The sequence below is a fragment of the Gracilibacillus massiliensis genome (assembly GCF_001458115.1).
GTDB lineage: Bacteria > Bacillota > Bacilli > Bacillales > Amphibacillaceae > Gracilibacillus > Gracilibacillus massiliensis.
In genome coordinates this window covers 323,150-338,176 of sequence record NZ_CZRP01000013.1, presented here as the reverse complement: position 1 = coordinate 338,176, position 15,027 = coordinate 323,150, and the positions used below count along the sequence as shown (strand labels likewise).

Genomic DNA, 15,027 nt, shown 5'->3' with positions numbered 1-15,027 from the left:
TTTTATATGTGCTTTGCAACCGCTACGGCTTGCCCGCTTTCCTTTCCGCAGGAGTGAAAGCTGACGCCTTCGCTTTGATATACTCGACAACTTAAGCAAGAGTATTCATGTTGGCTTTTTTTACTATTTTTTAATAGTCGCAGTTTCCATACGTTGCGCAACAATATGTATTGAATCTTTATTGTTTGAAGAAGTGGAAAATATCAGTTCATCGACTCATTTTTTAGATGGAATTTATTTTCTGCGTACTAGCTTACGAAGGATGATAATTACTAGAACAAACAATATTAGATAAATAACAGTTGAATATACTTCAAGATAATTTAGGATTTTCTCCCAAGAGGCACCTAGGGTAGCTCCTACAAAAACTAATACCGTGTTCCATATGAGTGTGCCGAGGGTAGTAAATAATAAAAATAAACCAATGTTCATGTGAGACATGCCAGCAGGAATTGAGATTAAACTTCTGATAAGAGAAACAAATCGGCAAAAGAATATGGTCCAGTAGCCATATTTAGCAAACCACCTATCTGCTTTATGAACATCCTCTTTTTTTACTCGAAGGATATGTCCCCATTTACCTATTATTTTCTCTAATCGTGCTACATCCAACTGTAATCCAATAATATATAGAACGATCGCACCTAAGACAGAGCCAGCAGTAGAAGCAAAAATGACTCCTGCAATATGCAAAGAAGAAGTTGTCGTAACAAAGCCGCCAAAGGTAAGGATAATTTCGGAAGGGATCGGTGGAAAAATATTTTCAATAGCGATTAAAAACATGATTCCTATGTAGCCGTACTCATTCATAATTTGGATTAACCATTGCTCCATTATAATCTCCTTTATTTCTTAATCATACAATCTTTTTCAGTAAAATTAAATTTTCGATAAAAATCATGAGCGTCTTTCGTAGCAAGCGCAAACTTCGTATTAATTAGATCCGGATGTTGAAGCATACACTCTATTAGCCATGTGCCAATGCCTCTTCCTTGATAGTTTGAGTCAATCACCACATCTAATATCCAAGAAAATACAGCTTGATCAGAAACTATGCGACCGAATCCAATTTGATTATTATGATGGTAAACTCCAAATGCATAGGAGTTCTCTATGCTTTTTTCGATCGTTTCAATGGCACGCTCTTTGGCCCAATATGTAGGGGAGAGGAGGTTATATACAGTCTGGATACTAATTAATTTTTTGTCATCACTTATAATGAAATCGTCTTTATAGACTTCCAAATATAGTCCCACCTTTTTTAATTGTTGACATCTTATAATAGAAAACGGAATGTTTTACTTATCGCGTAATTCCTTTAATAATTCTATCATTTCTTGGTTTTGTTGAATCATTTCACTGTTTTGATTCCTTAATTTTGTTAAATCAAAAGTTAAAATTAATAAAATAATAATTAATATGATAAAGATCATCATGTCACCTCATAAGCTTTGTTATAGCTTATTTTAGCATAATATTACCAATGTTGTTAGTTGTTTCAAAATTTAAAGTGCACAAGTACGAATAAGTTTCTGTTAATTTTAAGCGCTACACGTAAAGAAACAAGTGACTTTAAAACCGAATGTCGCTGATGTTTCACGCCAACTTGCAACTTTTGATGATATAGCTTGCGCAAACTCGTGCCTTCAGTCGTGAGTAAGCAAGCTTCGGTTGAGGCATCGTTTAGCGATGTTCATCAACCGACACGTTTTTACATCCAAGACAGATAACATTAATTCCGAACGTGCGTTTGTCGCCGAGCGATGCTATACTATAGTAGAGGAACTTTTCTGTAGGAGCTATTCATGAAGATTGAGCGTACATCCACCCATTATTCGAAAAAGAAAAAAGGAGAAGACGATGCTGCGACACAAAGCTTATAAATATAGAATTTATCCAACCAACGAACAAGCGATTCTGATCATGAAGACAATCGGTTGTGCCAGATTTGTGTATAATCATTTTTTGGACCAATGGAATACGTCCTATGCAGATACGGGAAAAGGACTAACTTATTCCGTCTGTTCCAAGCGATTAACCGATTTAAAGAAACACCCCGACACGGATTGGCTTCGGGAAGTAGACAAGTTTTCTCTTCAAAATGCGCTTCGAAACCTCGCAGATTCTTTCACACGTTTTTTCTCCCACCAAAATGGTAAGCCACAATTTAAAAGCAAAAAGAACTCCGTTCAAAGTTACACGACACACTTCACGAATAACAATATTGTCGTTTTGGACAAGTCGATTAAATTACCCAAACTTGGTTTCGTCAAATGTGCAAAAAGCCAAGAACCTCAAGGACGTATTGTCAAAGCAACGATTCGCAAACAGGCTAGTGGTCGGTTTTTTGTCTCGATTATTTGTGAAGAAGACATACATGAATTACCCAAGACAGATTCGGCAATAGGGCTGGACCTTGGCATCACAGAATTTGCAATTTTTTCGGATGGGCGAAAAGTAGACAATCATCGGTTTACAACCAAAATGGAAGCGAAACTGAAACGCGAGCAGCGAAAATTGTCCAGACGAGCATTAGTCGCTAAAAAGAACGGCATTCGCCTGTTTGAGGCGAAAAACTATCAAAAGCAAAAACGAAAAGTGGCCCGCTTACATGAAAAAGTAATGAATCAACGCAACGACTTTCTGAATAAGCTCTCCACAGCAATCATCCAAAACCACGATGTGATTTGTATGGAAGACTTACACATAAAAGGTATGTTGCGTAATCACAAACTAGCGAAAAGTATCTCAGACGTATCCTGGTCTAGCTTTGTTGCGAAATTACAGTACAAAGCGGAATGGTATGGTCGTGCCATCGTCAAGGTCGATCAATGGTATCCATCTAGTCAAATCTGTTCGGAATGTGGTCATCGAGATGGCAGGAAATCACTCGACATTCGAGAGTGGATGTGTCCTGCTTGTCACATCCATCATGACCGTGACATCAATGCGAGTGAAAATATACGAGACGAAGGTCTAAGACTCTATACGTTAGAATAGTCACGAAAACGAAGAACCGTAGGAACTACGGGGATAGCTTGGTAAATAAGAGAAACCGCTGCTTATTAGGCAAAAAATGAGCAAGTAGGTTCTCTTCCCAAGAATCTCGTGACTTTACTTTAGTCATGAGAGGTTCAAGATAGAAGTAAACAGAAATAATAGCAAATTATTATAGCTACAGGATTTAATGAAGAGTATAATTGGATCGAGATATCAGATGTGATTTCTCGATATGGTAACCTTATCCATAAATAAGGTTTCAGATATTTCTGGTTTTTATTTTTTAGGATTGCTGGTTATCGTAATGAGGTTCAGTATTCAGTTGAGGAGTTAGAACGGATGCACAAAATGTATTATCAAAAATACTTCATGAGGCCTGAAACTCAGACCTCACTATTCTTTTAAGGCTGACACATCATTAAATGGTTACCATCTGGATCCTTAAAATTGAAAAATTGATTAAACTGGATGTCAGATGTTAATTCTATCCCTTTTTCTTGAATGTATTGGTACGATTGCTCAATATTATCTGTATCAAAGTGAAAAAGGGGAGTTTGTATAATCGTTTTTTCACTATAAATCTTACTATCCAGAACAAGATTTAAATTATTTAACTCAATCACATAAAGATGTCTACCTGGAAACTCATTTATTGGTTGCACGGCTAATAAATCACAATACCAATCACGGGCTTTTTTAATATCCTTTACAGGAATAAAAATACCTGTAATTTTCTTAGATAATGGAATCATTTAATAGCTCCTTCCTGATAACAATCAGTAGGAAATCAAAAACTCTAACTGATTGAAGTCTCACTTTATTTTTGATGATCTGCTTCAGTATTTTCATACCTGCTATCTAAGTAATCTACGATGTGGATAAGGTAACCTTCTAGATTAAGAGGTTTACGCACTGCGCTACCCCATTCGGGTAAACCGTGATGACATAAGATGCAGTGTGACATGAGGTGTATTGCTTCCATACTGACCTGGATCTTGTTATGTTCAATTACTTTGGTAAGAAGTAAAACTCCATAAGGAATATGACCAATAGTAACACCTAATGGATCCATCGCAATTCCAGCTTGTTTTCTTTGGGCATCCTCGAAAGTGGCAGTAGGATACAAATAATCGAAAACGTTCATTGATTTCCCAGCATAATCGTATTCTGCCAACTTCCCAATGTCATGGAATAATATACTGGTTATTAAGGCGTTATAGTTGATCTCTTCGTATTTATGTTCTCCCATGCCTTGTAACATGTGATACAAGTGGTCGATTGCATCTTTCCATACAAATAAAGGTCGTTGTCCATCTTCTTTTAGAGATTCCCAAATTTCCTGTTTATATTGGGTTTCAACTTTATGTATGAGCTTCATAACAGCACGAAATGGATTGTCTTCCTGTATGGTAATGTAGCGGCAAAAACGCATAAGACCAACTGTATGTTTTAATAATCCTCCTAAGTAATTGTGATGAAAACCTTTTGCAGCAGGGCTTATCCGGAAAGATTCCCAAAGTTGATCCATCGCTCGAAGCGCAATCTCTTGATAAGGATTATCTAATGCATACAGATAAGCAAATAATTCTTCTGATAATTGTTGAATATCTTGTTTTGTATAGGCAAGTAGTGTGAATGGATCGATATCTTCTTTACACGGAGTCATGTCATAAATAGTCACACTTTTGAAACCATTAAATTCATCGACTTGACCTCTTATATCAAAGACTCCTACTTTTTCTAATAGCGGGAGCATTGCTTCCACTTCTCCATTGTTATCCCACATTTTTGCAGAAATATTACCTGATTGGTCACTTAATGTTATTTTTAAAAAAGATTTATTCGTTTTTGTTTTTTTAACTTCAAAATCATTTAATAACACTCGTGTTGCAACAGGGGTACCTTTTGTTAAATTATTTAGGTCTAAACCAGCAATCTCATCTGGTAGAGCAGGTGGTGGGAAGGAGGATTTAACTTGTTCACGTTGTTCTTCAGTCAATTCATAATTGATCGGAATCATGTCGTAAAAATAATTCGATTTATTCACCTTTAACACTCCAATTCATTTAAATACGTTGGTAGTATAAATATAACATAAGAAAACCCTATCCTCATAGTTGATGAAGATAGGGTGATCGATGTATTATTCTTCAGTTTCTTCTTCTGTACTATCAGATTCTTCAGTATTATCTGCTTCCTCTTCTGTACTTTCAGTATCTTCTTCTGCAGGTGCTTCAGGTGTTTCCGGTGCTTCTGGTTGTTCAAATAAATCTTCAAACTCTTCAATTTTTACATCAATATCAGCATTTGACATTAAGTCTTGAATCTTAGTTTGTAATGCTGTTTGATCAATTTTTGTTTGAGCAATTTCTCTACGCAGTTGATCTTCAACGTCTTCTAACGGTTCTACATCTTCTACTTCGACACGATCCGTTACTTTGATGACATGGAATCCATGTTGTGATTGAACCGGTTCGCTAATTTCATCTATTTCAAGATTATATGCAGCATCTTCAAATTCGGGAACCATTTCTCCAACTCCAAATTCAGGCAGTTCTCCACCATTTGCTGCACTACCAGTATCTGTTGAGTATTCTTCTGCAACAGCTGCAAAATCTTCGCCATCATTTAATTTTTCAATTACTTCGTTTGCTGTTGCTTCATCTTCAACAAGAACATGACTTGCTACTAAGTTTGTTTGCATTCTTTCGTAACGGTTTTGAATTTCTTCGTCTGTTACTTCAATGTCTTCAGTGGCAGCTTTTTCTTGTAAAAGGTTGATACGTAAGTCCTCTCGGAAAGCATCCTCATCTTCGTAACCACTTTGAGTCAAGACCATCTCAAACTGTTCCCCATATTGCTCTTTAAATGTTTCAATTTCACTATCCACTTCTTCATCGGAAATTTCATAGTTTTCTTCAAGAATAGTTTCTAAAACCATTTGTTGAAGAACTTGTCCACCATTAGCGGATTTTAATTCTTCATAAAATTCTTCTTTAGTGATATCACCTGATCCAGTTTCTACTACTGTTTCAGAATCTTCTTCTGAAGAACACGCCGAAAGCGCGAAAATACTTGCTGCAACTGTTGCAGTGATTGCTAATTTTTTCATTCTACCTACACTCCTAATTGTTTACTCATACATTTTTTTCTCTTGCAATAATATAACACACTTTTTATTAAAAAAAACAGAAAATATAGATATTACATTGTTTTTACTAATTTTATTAGGTGTAAATAACCTCTACGTAGGAGGACACTAATAATATTGTGATTAAAATATTGATGGTTCGGAAAACGTTCGGTTGTTTTTCTTTGGACATTTCCGTTTGTAAACACAGTCTCATTGTCAGTGAGTTGAAAATAAATAATGTAAAAAAAGCAAAAATGACAAAAACAAAAAGCATGAAGCCTACCTCCTTAATCTACTTTAATTACTTTAACAAAAAATCGCAGTTTTGAACAGTATGTCTTCTTTAATTAATTGAAAAAAATGTATATCGCAATTGCAATATATTCGTTTAAAAATAAATAAGACCAACATTATCGTTGGTCTTAACGTGGTATAAGAATGTCATATCCTTTTTCATCGTTAGAAATCACGCATCTTTTTGGTGCTCTCCATAGGTGTCGGATATAGAGAATATCAATATAAGACAAACTTAGATTAATCGCACCAGCTAATAAAAAGTACGGATAATACGACGGGAGAAAATAACCACCAATAATACATGGAATCGTTATAATGACTGTTGGTAATAATAAAGCTATTAATAATATTGGTTTGGTAGTATGTGAATTCTCACATAGATCAAAGTTAGGAAAAACTTTCTTTTCCCACTTCCATTTTAGTTTAATTTTTTTATTCATGCATTTTAACGGGATTATTCTTATAATTTTATGGATTAAAGGCAATATCGCTATTCCAAGCGTTAACGGGATTATTCCGTGATCCTTTACCAATGCATCTTTGTGAATTAAAGTAAATGGTACATATAATAAAATAAATGATAACAGTCCAAAAATAAAAGACATAATGATACTGCGATAAAAGCCCAACTGTTTTGTTAGATTAATGGAATCCCAACAATTCATAGGATCACCCCTTAGTTTTAAAATCCGTTTTCCTAAATAATACTACATGACTATAGTATGTTTCGTATGAAAAATCAACCGTTTTTTTGTAAAAAAAATAAGTAAACGATTCCATAAGGGAAACTTGAAGAACTAAAAGGTTGAAAAAAACTAAAAAGAGCTGGCATTTGCCAACTCTTGAGTAATGTTTAATATTCGGTTTGAGATTTTGTTTTTTCTTCTAATTCTTTTAGGCTTTCCTCAATTTGTGTTAAATATTTTTGGATGTTTTTTTGATGTGGTTCCACTGTTTTTTTCCAGGATTCAATTGATTCCTTCACATCAGCAGAAAGATCTTTAATTAATGCTGCACCTTCTTTAGAGGTTTTGGTAATTTGCTCTTTAAGATCAACACCCTCTGTTCTCAGGTTATTAATATAGTGTACAGCTTTATCACTTGTTACTTTTACATCTGTCCTTAATTCTTTACCTGCTTTAGGTGTACTTAAAAGTGTGGCAGCAGCGCTTACTAACCCGCCTGCAAGAATTCCAATTAATAATGACTTACTGTTAATCATTCCGAACACTCCTTTCTTATTATATAACATTCTCTTTTTTAGAGACAATCAAACCAGTTTTTTATAAAAATTAGATGTTTTTGTTGATGGATGAGGCAATCTCAGCTAAATTATATTTATCTTCATGTGTCTGCCATTTAGCATCAAATCCATCTTGCTCATCATATCGTGGAATTAAATGCATATGTAAGTGAAAAACAGATTGCCCAGCGGCTGCTTCATTATTATTAAGTATATTAAGACCAGCTGGCTGAAATGTTTCTTTTATTGCGTTTGCAATTTTTGGCACACGAGCGAAAAATGTGGAAGCAACTTGTTCATTTGTTTCATAAATATCTTTGGTATGATGTTTCGGTATAACTAATGTATGTCCTTTTGTAACCTGACTAATATCAAGAAAAGCATAGACATCTTCGTCTTCATAAACCTTTGCTGATGGTATTTCGCCATCGATAATTTTGCAAAAGATACAGTCCGAATGCGTAGTCATTTATCTCGCCCCTTTATTAAATAATTCTTTTTTCTCATTATACATTATTTTGCGGTTCCTTTAAAATGCTAACTATAAAAAAATAGCAGGAGTGCTATAAAACGATCTCTCGTTCAATAGCACATCCTGCTTGAAGGGGACAAGTTAGTTCTTTTTCACAAAAACCGGGGAAGATTTTTGTTAGAAAAAGGTCGTTCTAAACATTTGAAAGGATTGATACGACTCATAGCAAGGAAGAGTAAACGCTCTCCTTGTTACTTTCATGCAACGAAAGGCTTTCACCATTTCATAAACCTGTTTTCATCCAAGCTTTTTTATTGCTTCCTTGCCCCTTCATGATATAGTTTGTTCAATATCATTTTCTTTATACGCATCATTTGAAGTTTTAAATCTTCAATGTCCGACAAAGAGATATATCGCCCAAAAGGAGAAGGTCACACCATCGTTTTTGTCCGATAAAAGTATATATCACCCAAAAGGAGAAGGTCACACCATCGTTTTTGTCCGATAAAGAGATATATCGCCCAAAAGAAGAAGGTCACACCGGCGTTTTTGTCCGATAAAAGTATATATCGCCCATAAGGAGCAGCCACACCAGCTGTAATAAAGAGAAAATTCGAGAAAAGACAAGATTAATGTTTCCTTTTTCTATTACAAAAAGAATTTGGTATAATGGATAGCAATTGGTAATACTTTTTGGATAAGTAATTAAAGAAGGGACGTTAGGGAATGGAACCTTTATTACATATTAAGAATTTAGAAGGAGGTTATACGCATAAGAATGTTTTGCATGGCATTTCTTTTGACGTAAAACCGAATGAAATTGTAGGATTAATTGGCTTAAATGGGGCTGGTAAAAGTACCACCATTAAACATGTCATTGGTTTAATGCAAGCTAAAAATGGAGAAGTTTCAATAAAAGGGAAGTCATTTCAAGAGGCGCCTGAAAGCTATCGAAACCATTTTTCCTACATTCCGGAAATGCCGGTGTTATATGATGAATTAACATTAGAAGAACACTTGCGTTTGACCGCGATGGCTTATCAAATCCCAGAAGATGTCTACCAGCGAAGAGTAACCCCCTTACTAAAAGAGTTCCGCTTAGATAAAAAACTGAAGTTATTTCCGATTCACTTTTCTAAAGGTATGAGACAAAAAGTGATGATTATGTGTGCGTTTTTAGTAGAGCCTGATTTATATATCGTGGATGAACCATTTGTTGGACTTGACCCATTGGGGATTCAGTCTTATTTACAGCTGATGGATCAAATGAAGGAAAAAGGGGCAGGTGTGTTAATGTCAACACACATTTTAGCGACGGCAGAACGTTATTGTGATCGGTTTGTTATCTTACATGATGGTCAAATTCGGGCAAAAGGTACACTGGAAGAATTGCGAAAGTCCTTTGACCGACCACAAGCGACATTGGATGATCTATATATTCAATTAACGAAAGAAGCCGATTCCTATGCTTAATGACCGTCAATTGTTTACTACTCGCTTATCCGCTCATATAAAGGAGCTTAGCCGTTATTTAAGGTATATCGTGACAGGGCATATTGTGATAGCAATGGTTTTTATTGTGTCCGCAATGTCGGTTTATTATCAGCAGTTCTTAGAAAATATACCGAATTATTTTCCGTCTGCTTGGGTGATTGCGCTCGTATTAGGGTTAGTAACTTCTCATAGTCCGATTCAGACTTTATTAAAAAAGGCTGACATTGTATTTTTAATACCTGCTGAACATCTTTTGCAAGGTTATTTTATTCGCACATTAATTTATAGTTATGTTACCCAAATTTATTTGTTTATTTTAGCAATTGCAGCAATTGCCCCTCTTTATGCAGCTGCTTTTCCAAATCAGGAGACACCAGCATACGGAATGTTATTTATCGTTTTGTTAATTGTGAAGGCATGGAGTTTGGTAGCGAATTGGTGGATGCTTCGTGTTAGAGATAAAAATACCAGGTTAATCGATAAAGTAGTTCGCTACGCATTAATTGTGACATTAATTTATTTTTTTATTGGACAAGAAAGGCTTTTCCTGGCTATTATTACGGCCTTACTGATTATTCTTTTTGCAACCAATTACCTGACAGCAAGTAAACAGAAAGCTTTGAATTGGGATTTATTAATCGAGAGCGATTATTTACGGATGCGTTCTTTTTATCGGTTAGCAAACATGTTTACCGATGTACCACATTTAGAGACACCAGTTAAGAAACGCCACTGGTTAGCTAAAGCTTTAACAAAAGGTATCCCGTTTCAGCAGAAGAATGCTTATCCTTATTTATATCGCTTAACAACTGTGAGAAGTGGAGAATATTTAGGGATATATCTAAGGTTGTTAGTGATCGGTGGTCTGCTGATTTACTTTGTTCCAAATCAATGGTTAAAACTGATATTTGCGATTCTTTTTATTTACATGATCTTTTTGCAAATAGTGCCATTATGGAAACATCACGCCACATTGGTATGGCTGGATTTGTATCCAATTGCGGAGTCTGTGAGAAAGCAAGCCTTTATGAAATGGATGCAACAATTAATCGCCGTGGTCGCTATTCTTTTTACATTGTTTTTAGTAATAATAGGAGAGACGTTGATTGGCGCACTGATGGCTGTTGCTAGCTTGCTTTTTGTTTTAGTTGTCATACCGAACTATCTTAGGAAAAAACTTAAAGTGTAGATAAAAAGCCTCGTTTCCCAATTGAAACGAGGCTTTTTACACTTATCACGGTGTAATCGTCCGTAAAACCCTAAACGAAAAGAGTCGAGCGACAGCAAAGAAGCTAAGTGTGGGATAAACGGACGCTAACTTCCTGATAAGTTTCGCTAACAATCAGTGGGAGTTTAAAACACCCACTGATTGAAGTCTCACTTTATAAATTATTGACATTCCATGTAGCCGCGATCAAAGTTTTGGCAGCGATTTTCATTGCCCGTTCATCGAAATCAAACAATGGATGGTGGTGGGGAACAAAACCATTGTCAATTTGAGCACCAGTGAAGAAGAAAGCACCAGGTTTTTCTTGCAGATAATAGGCAAAGTCCTCGCTTGTCATGCTAGGTTCGACCATTTCTGCTCTTTCTACTTCTTCCACCGACTCTGCCGCCTTTAAAATCTTCTCGGCATGCTCTGGATGGTTCACAACAGGCTGATAACCTTTTGCATAATCAAATTGATAATCAACATCATACGTCATACAGGTACCTTTAATTATTTTTGTCAGCTCATCTATCATAAACTGCTGCATATTTTGATCGAATGTTCGAACCGTTCCTTCAATTGTCGTTGAGTCTGGAATGACATTATAGGCATTTCCGGCATGGAACGAACCAATCGAAAGTACTGCTGTATCTAATGGATCGATTCTTCTGCTAATAATTTGTTGCAAGTTTGTCACGAGTTGGGAACCAACAACAATAGGATCTTTTGTTTGGTGTGGCATACCACCATGGCCGCCTTTTCCCTGGATCTTGATCGTGAATTTATCTGCTGCTGCCATAAAATTATTAGGTGCTGTTTGAACGATGCCGTATGGTGTGTTCGTCCAGAGATGTGTACCATAGACCACGTCCACATTATCAAGAGCGCCATCCTTTATCATCGGTTGGGCACCGCCAGGAGCCAGTTCTTCAGCATGCTGATGAATAAATACGACAGTGCCAGCTAGTTCGTGTTGATACTTTTTTAATACTTTAGCAACCGCAAGTAATGTTGTCGTATGGCCATCATGACCACATGCATGCATTACACCATGAATCCTTGATTTGTAAGTTACCGTCTTTTCATCTTGAATCGGCAAACCATCAAAGTCAGCCCTGAGTGCCACTGTTTTTCCGGGTTTCGCACCTTGTAGTGTTGCGACGACACCATTACCTCCTAAATTTGCTTGGTAAGGTATGTTGAGTAGTTTATATTGATCTTGGATAAATGCAGCAGTCTTAAATTCTTGAAAGGAAAGTTCGGGGTATTGATGTAAATATCTCCGCATTTCAACCATTTCATCGTATAATTGATCAACTTCTTGGAATAATATCTCGCGCATTTTGTCACCCCTGATCGTTTTATTTCTAGTATATCATAGACTTATCGACTTTCTCCTGTAAAAAAGAAAACAGCCTCCATTTTTGGGAGGCTGCTCTCATCTATTTTAAAAAAAGGGAGGGGGTTAGTTATTGAAAACTTGGATCTGCTAATAATCGTTGTGTTTCTTCTTTATGTTTTGTTTCATCTGCAATCATATCTTCAAGTTGTACAACAAGTTCTGTAAAACCTAATTCATCTGCTTGTTGTTTTCTTTTTTCATAGCGGTCAATTGTGTCTTTTTCTGCTTTATAAGTAGCTTCTAACATCTCTTTTACATCTGTAAGTTGTTCTACCTTTGCAGGAGTAGTGGTTGGTGTACCACCTAAAGTTTTAATTTTATCGGATAAATATAAGGCGTGTCCGATTTCATCGTTTATTTCATCTTCAAAAAATGGTTTTAACGATGAACGATATAAGCCTGATACAACTGATGCGTGGTACGTATACATAATTGTTGCTGCATATTCATTAGCTAAATCTTCGTTTAAACCATCGAGTAAAGCTTGTAATTTTTCTTGATCTTGTGCCATTTCGACAACATCCTTTCTAAATGTGTTTCCATTATATGTCTACCCTTCTTTGCAGTAATTAAACATAAAATTTTGCTATTGGCTTATTTTTTATAGTATGTTATTCTTTTCCTGTATAAAAAAATACGATTGAACACTAGGGGAGCCATTTAATGGCTGAGACGAAAACTTCGGACCCTTTGAACCTGATCTGGTTAACACTAGCGTAGGGAAGTGGTAAAAGAGCAACTTATAACCTTGCCTTTACTAAATGCCACTTGTCCATACTGGATGAGTGGCATTTTTGCTTCCTATACAAGATGAAGGAGGAATGGCTGAAATGAAAGGAATACACCTTATTACCAATGGGAATTCAACTGAAAAACAACTTCAGGATCTATCTTTTTTGCATCAAGATCTTGACTATATCCATATCCGAGAAAAATCGAAAAACGCTCAAGAAATACAAGCTATCGTATCCTTTTTATTAGAAAAAGGCATACCCAGACGAAAAATTATGATTAATGACAGGGTGGATATTGCTGTTATCAATAATTGCCATGGTGTTCAACTCGCGTACCATAGCTTATCTGTTGACACAGTAAAAGTAACTTTTCCAGAACTATCTATTGGTAAATCTGTTCATTCCTTAGAAGAAGCGATTCATGCTGAAAAAGATGGAGCTAACTTCATCATATATGGTCATATTTTCCACAGTTTATCTAAAAAAGGATTGTCCCCAAATGGAGTCAATCTACTAAAGGAGATAACTCAGTCTGTTTCGATTCCAGTGATTGCGATTGGTGGGATAACGCCTGAAAATACTCGAACTGTAATAGAAGCAGGCGCTAGTGGAATTGCGATTATGTCAGGGGTCTGGAATGCAGAGGATTCGTTGAAAACATTAAAACAATACCAAAGAGTGTTCAATAAATGGAAGGGGGAAGGAATTGTCTAATCAATTTGATCAAATCATTGTCGGTGGCGGAATAATCGGAGTATCGATCGCTTATCAATTAAGCAAAAGAGGTTACCGTGTTCTCGTGTTAGAAGCAAAAGAGATCGGTGCGGAGGCATCTACTGCTGCAGCAGGAATGTTAGGTGTCCAAATGGAGTTTAAAGAAGATTCCCCATTATTTCAATTTGCAAAAGAAAGCAGATCTCTTTTTCCAAAATTGGCAAAGGACCTCAAACAAGAAAGTGGTATAGATATTCAATTTCGAGAAAAAGGTGCTTACAAGCTGATATACAGTGAAGAGGAACGAAATCATTTAGAAAATATCGCGCATTTTCAAACGAATCAAGGTATTGAGGTACAGATCGTTTCACCTGAAGAAATAAGAGAAAAAGAAATGTCACGCGATTTTTATCTAGCCCTTGATTGTCCAAAGGAAGGGCAAGTCTCAGCTCCGCACTTAACAAAGGCATTTGCCATCGCGGCTGAAGCTTATGGGGCCACAATATATGAGTGTAGTGAGGTCCACCAATTAGTCATTGAACAGAACAAAGTATCAGGTGTGAAGGTAGGTAATCAATATTATGCAGCGGATCAAGTCATCATCACATCTGGATTTAAGAGTCCTCAGTTTAAAGAATACATTCCAGCGTTAGATATCACACCTGTCAAAGGAGAATGTCTTTCGGTTGTAACTGAAAAACCATTGATTCAGTCCACTATTTTTACGGATGATTGTTATCTCGTTCCAAAGTTAGGAAATCGAATCATTATTGGTGCGACCTCTAAACCAGAGCAATTAGATAAACAAGTAGAAGTGGCTAGTGTGCTAAAACTATTAAACAGTGCTAAAAAAGTTGTGCCTAAAATAAGGGAAGCTTCTATTGAAAACATTTGGGCTGGAATAAGACCATTAGCGAAAAGAGGGTCTCCATTTTTAGGGGAAGTGCCAGATACATCAGGCCTTTTTGTTGCAACAGGCCATTATCGTAATGGCATTTTATTAGCACCGAAAACATCTCTATTTATGACTGATTTACTAGAAGGAATATCAGATGAACCAGACTATGTTCGCGCGTTTTCTTTGACTAAAGATTGCCATATATCTGTGTAAAGGAGGAGATACAATGGGAATTATTGTAAACGGTGAAAATTTAGAGTTGAATCAAAAAATAGCAACGGTAGAAGATTTGTTAGAGCATTTACAATTAAAGAAAAAATCATTAATTGTTGAGCACAACCAAACAATCCTGAAAAAGGAGCAACATGGAACAGCGAAAGTAACAGAAGGGGACCGATTTGAAATCGTTCATTTTGTAGGAGGAGGATAA

Annotated in this window: 18 protein-coding genes and 1 riboswitch; of the genes, 6 read left to right on the top strand and 12 right to left on the bottom strand. The window is 36.1% G+C overall.

Annotated features, from left to right (window positions below; genetic code table 11):
* Positions 1–234 precede the first annotated feature (234 nt).
* The 3 genes from BN3107_RS14030 to BN3107_RS19855 are packed head-to-tail and all read right to left on the bottom strand — an operon-like array spanning position 235 to position 1,436.
* Positions 235–834, bottom strand: coding sequence for a DedA family protein (locus BN3107_RS14030; RefSeq protein WP_058308269.1), 600 nt, complete (start codon positions 832–834; stop codon positions 235–237).
* Positions 835–845: 11 nt separating this feature from the next.
* Entirely contained in the window at positions 846–1,244 is a 399-nt protein-coding gene (locus BN3107_RS14025; protein WP_058308268.1) for a GNAT family N-acetyltransferase, read from the bottom strand.
* Positions 1,245–1,298: 54 nt separating this feature from the next.
* Positions 1,299–1,436, bottom strand: a complete 138-nt coding sequence (locus BN3107_RS19855) for a hypothetical protein (RefSeq protein ID WP_156416119.1) — start codon at positions 1,434–1,436, stop codon at positions 1,299–1,301.
* A 424-nt stretch (positions 1,437–1,860) separates the two neighbouring features.
* Between BN3107_RS19855 and tnpB the strand changes: the two genes are divergently transcribed.
* A complete protein-coding gene (tnpB, locus tag BN3107_RS14020; RefSeq protein WP_058308267.1) occupies positions 1,861–3,000 on the top strand; it encodes an IS200/IS605 family element RNA-guided endonuclease TnpB in 1,140 nt (379 codons plus the stop codon).
* Between the two features lie 401 nt (positions 3,001–3,401).
* Here the strand turns inward: tnpB and BN3107_RS14015 are convergent, their stop codons facing one another.
* From BN3107_RS14015 to BN3107_RS13985, 7 genes are all read right to left on the bottom strand, one after another.
* On the bottom strand, positions 3,402–3,752 hold the full coding sequence (locus tag BN3107_RS14015) for a VOC family protein (RefSeq protein ID WP_058308266.1): 351 nt from the start codon (positions 3,750–3,752) through the stop codon (positions 3,402–3,404).
* 65 nt (positions 3,753–3,817) lie between these two features.
* On the bottom strand, positions 3,818–5,047 hold the full coding sequence (locus tag BN3107_RS14010; protein ID WP_231735335.1) for a hydrolase: 1,230 nt from the start codon (positions 5,045–5,047) through the stop codon (positions 3,818–3,820).
* 96 nt (positions 5,048–5,143) lie between these two features.
* Positions 5,144–6,112, bottom strand: a complete 969-nt coding sequence (locus BN3107_RS14005; protein WP_058308265.1) for a peptidylprolyl isomerase — start codon at positions 6,110–6,112, stop codon at positions 5,144–5,146.
* Between the two features lie 115 nt (positions 6,113–6,227).
* Positions 6,228–6,407, bottom strand: a complete 180-nt coding sequence (locus BN3107_RS20130; protein WP_058308264.1) for a hypothetical protein — start codon at positions 6,405–6,407, stop codon at positions 6,228–6,230.
* A 148-nt stretch (positions 6,408–6,555) separates the two neighbouring features.
* Positions 6,556–7,095, bottom strand: a complete 540-nt coding sequence (locus BN3107_RS13995; protein WP_058308263.1) for a DUF3267 domain-containing protein — start codon at positions 7,093–7,095, stop codon at positions 6,556–6,558.
* A 188-nt stretch (positions 7,096–7,283) separates the two neighbouring features.
* Positions 7,284–7,652: a YtxH domain-containing protein gene (locus BN3107_RS13990; protein WP_058308262.1), complete on the bottom strand. Its 369-nt coding sequence runs from the start codon at positions 7,650–7,652 to the stop codon at positions 7,284–7,286.
* A 70-nt stretch (positions 7,653–7,722) separates the two neighbouring features.
* Positions 7,723–8,142: an HIT family protein gene (locus tag BN3107_RS13985; RefSeq protein ID WP_058308261.1), complete on the bottom strand. Its 420-nt coding sequence runs from the start codon at positions 8,140–8,142 to the stop codon at positions 7,723–7,725.
* A gap of 729 nt (positions 8,143–8,871) precedes the next feature.
* Here BN3107_RS13985 and BN3107_RS13980 point away from each other — a divergent pair.
* Both BN3107_RS13980 and BN3107_RS13975 read left to right on the top strand, forming a co-directional pair.
* Positions 8,872–9,618, top strand: a complete 747-nt coding sequence (locus tag BN3107_RS13980) for an ABC transporter ATP-binding protein (protein WP_058308260.1) — start codon at positions 8,872–8,874, stop codon at positions 9,616–9,618.
* Positions 9,611–10,828, top strand: a complete 1,218-nt coding sequence (locus BN3107_RS13975) for an ABC transporter permease (RefSeq protein WP_058308259.1) — start codon at positions 9,611–9,613, stop codon at positions 10,826–10,828. Before BN3107_RS13980 ends, BN3107_RS13975 begins: the two co-directional genes overlap by 8 nt.
* A 193-nt stretch (positions 10,829–11,021) precedes the next feature.
* On the opposite strand, the gene BN3107_RS13970 is transcribed toward BN3107_RS13975, so the two are convergent.
* Entirely contained in the window at positions 11,022–12,191 is a 1,170-nt protein-coding gene (locus tag BN3107_RS13970) for a M20 metallopeptidase family protein (protein WP_058308258.1), read from the bottom strand.
* Positions 12,192–12,318: 127 nt separating this feature from the next.
* Positions 12,319–12,762 (bottom strand): ferritin-like domain-containing protein, encoded by a 444-nt coding sequence (locus BN3107_RS13965; protein ID WP_058308257.1) that lies wholly within the window; start codon positions 12,760–12,762, stop codon positions 12,319–12,321.
* Between the two features lie 128 nt (positions 12,763–12,890).
* Positions 12,891–12,991: riboswitch (TPP riboswitch) on the top strand.
* Positions 12,992–13,081: 90 nt separating this feature from the next.
* Here BN3107_RS13965 and tenI point away from each other — a divergent pair.
* The 3 genes from tenI to thiS are packed head-to-tail and all read left to right on the top strand — an operon-like array spanning position 13,082 to position 15,027.
* Positions 13,082–13,699 (top strand): thiazole tautomerase TenI, encoded by a 618-nt coding sequence (gene tenI / locus BN3107_RS13960; protein ID WP_058308256.1) that lies wholly within the window; start codon positions 13,082–13,084, stop codon positions 13,697–13,699.
* Positions 13,692–14,810, top strand: coding sequence for a glycine oxidase ThiO (thiO, locus tag BN3107_RS13955; protein WP_058308255.1), 1,119 nt, complete (start codon positions 13,692–13,694; stop codon positions 14,808–14,810). Before tenI ends, thiO begins: the two co-directional genes overlap by 8 nt.
* A gap of 13 nt (positions 14,811–14,823) precedes the next feature.
* Positions 14,824–15,027, top strand: a complete 204-nt coding sequence (gene thiS / locus BN3107_RS13950) for a sulfur carrier protein ThiS (protein WP_058308254.1) — start codon at positions 14,824–14,826, stop codon at positions 15,025–15,027.

Bases quoted from the DNA above. Each gene is read 5' to 3' on its own strand.
- BN3107_RS14030 (WP_058308269.1), bottom strand. From the start codon at position 834: ATGGAGCAATGGTTAATCCAAATTATGAATGAGTACGGCTACATAGGA.
- BN3107_RS19855 (WP_156416119.1), bottom strand. From the start codon at position 1,436: ATGATGATCTTTATCATATTAATTATTATTTTATTAATTTTAACTTTT.
- tnpB (WP_058308267.1), top strand. From the start codon at position 1,861: ATGCTGCGACACAAAGCTTATAAATATAGAATTTATCCAACCAACGAA.
- BN3107_RS14015 (WP_058308266.1), bottom strand. From the start codon at position 3,752: ATGATTCCATTATCTAAGAAAATTACAGGTATTTTTATTCCTGTAAAG.
- BN3107_RS14005 (WP_058308265.1), bottom strand. From the start codon at position 6,112: ATGAAAAAATTAGCAATCACTGCAACAGTTGCAGCAAGTATTTTCGCG.
- BN3107_RS20130 (WP_058308264.1), bottom strand. From the start codon at position 6,407: ATGCTTTTTGTTTTTGTCATTTTTGCTTTTTTTACATTATTTATTTTC.
- BN3107_RS13995 (WP_058308263.1), bottom strand. From the start codon at position 7,095: ATGAATTGTTGGGATTCCATTAATCTAACAAAACAGTTGGGCTTTTAT.
- BN3107_RS13990 (WP_058308262.1), bottom strand. From the start codon at position 7,652: ATGATTAACAGTAAGTCATTATTAATTGGAATTCTTGCAGGCGGGTTA.
- BN3107_RS13985 (WP_058308261.1), bottom strand. From the start codon at position 8,142: ATGACTACGCATTCGGACTGTATCTTTTGCAAAATTATCGATGGCGAA.
- BN3107_RS13980 (WP_058308260.1), top strand. From the start codon at position 8,872: ATGGAACCTTTATTACATATTAAGAATTTAGAAGGAGGTTATACGCAT.
- BN3107_RS13975 (WP_058308259.1), top strand. From the start codon at position 9,611: ATGCTTAATGACCGTCAATTGTTTACTACTCGCTTATCCGCTCATATA.
- BN3107_RS13970 (WP_058308258.1), bottom strand. From the start codon at position 12,191: ATGCGCGAGATATTATTCCAAGAAGTTGATCAATTATACGATGAAATG.
- BN3107_RS13965 (WP_058308257.1), bottom strand. From the start codon at position 12,762: ATGGCACAAGATCAAGAAAAATTACAAGCTTTACTCGATGGTTTAAAC.
- tenI (WP_058308256.1), top strand. From the start codon at position 13,082: ATGAAAGGAATACACCTTATTACCAATGGGAATTCAACTGAAAAACAA.
- thiS (WP_058308254.1), top strand. From the start codon at position 14,824: ATGGGAATTATTGTAAACGGTGAAAATTTAGAGTTGAATCAAAAAATA.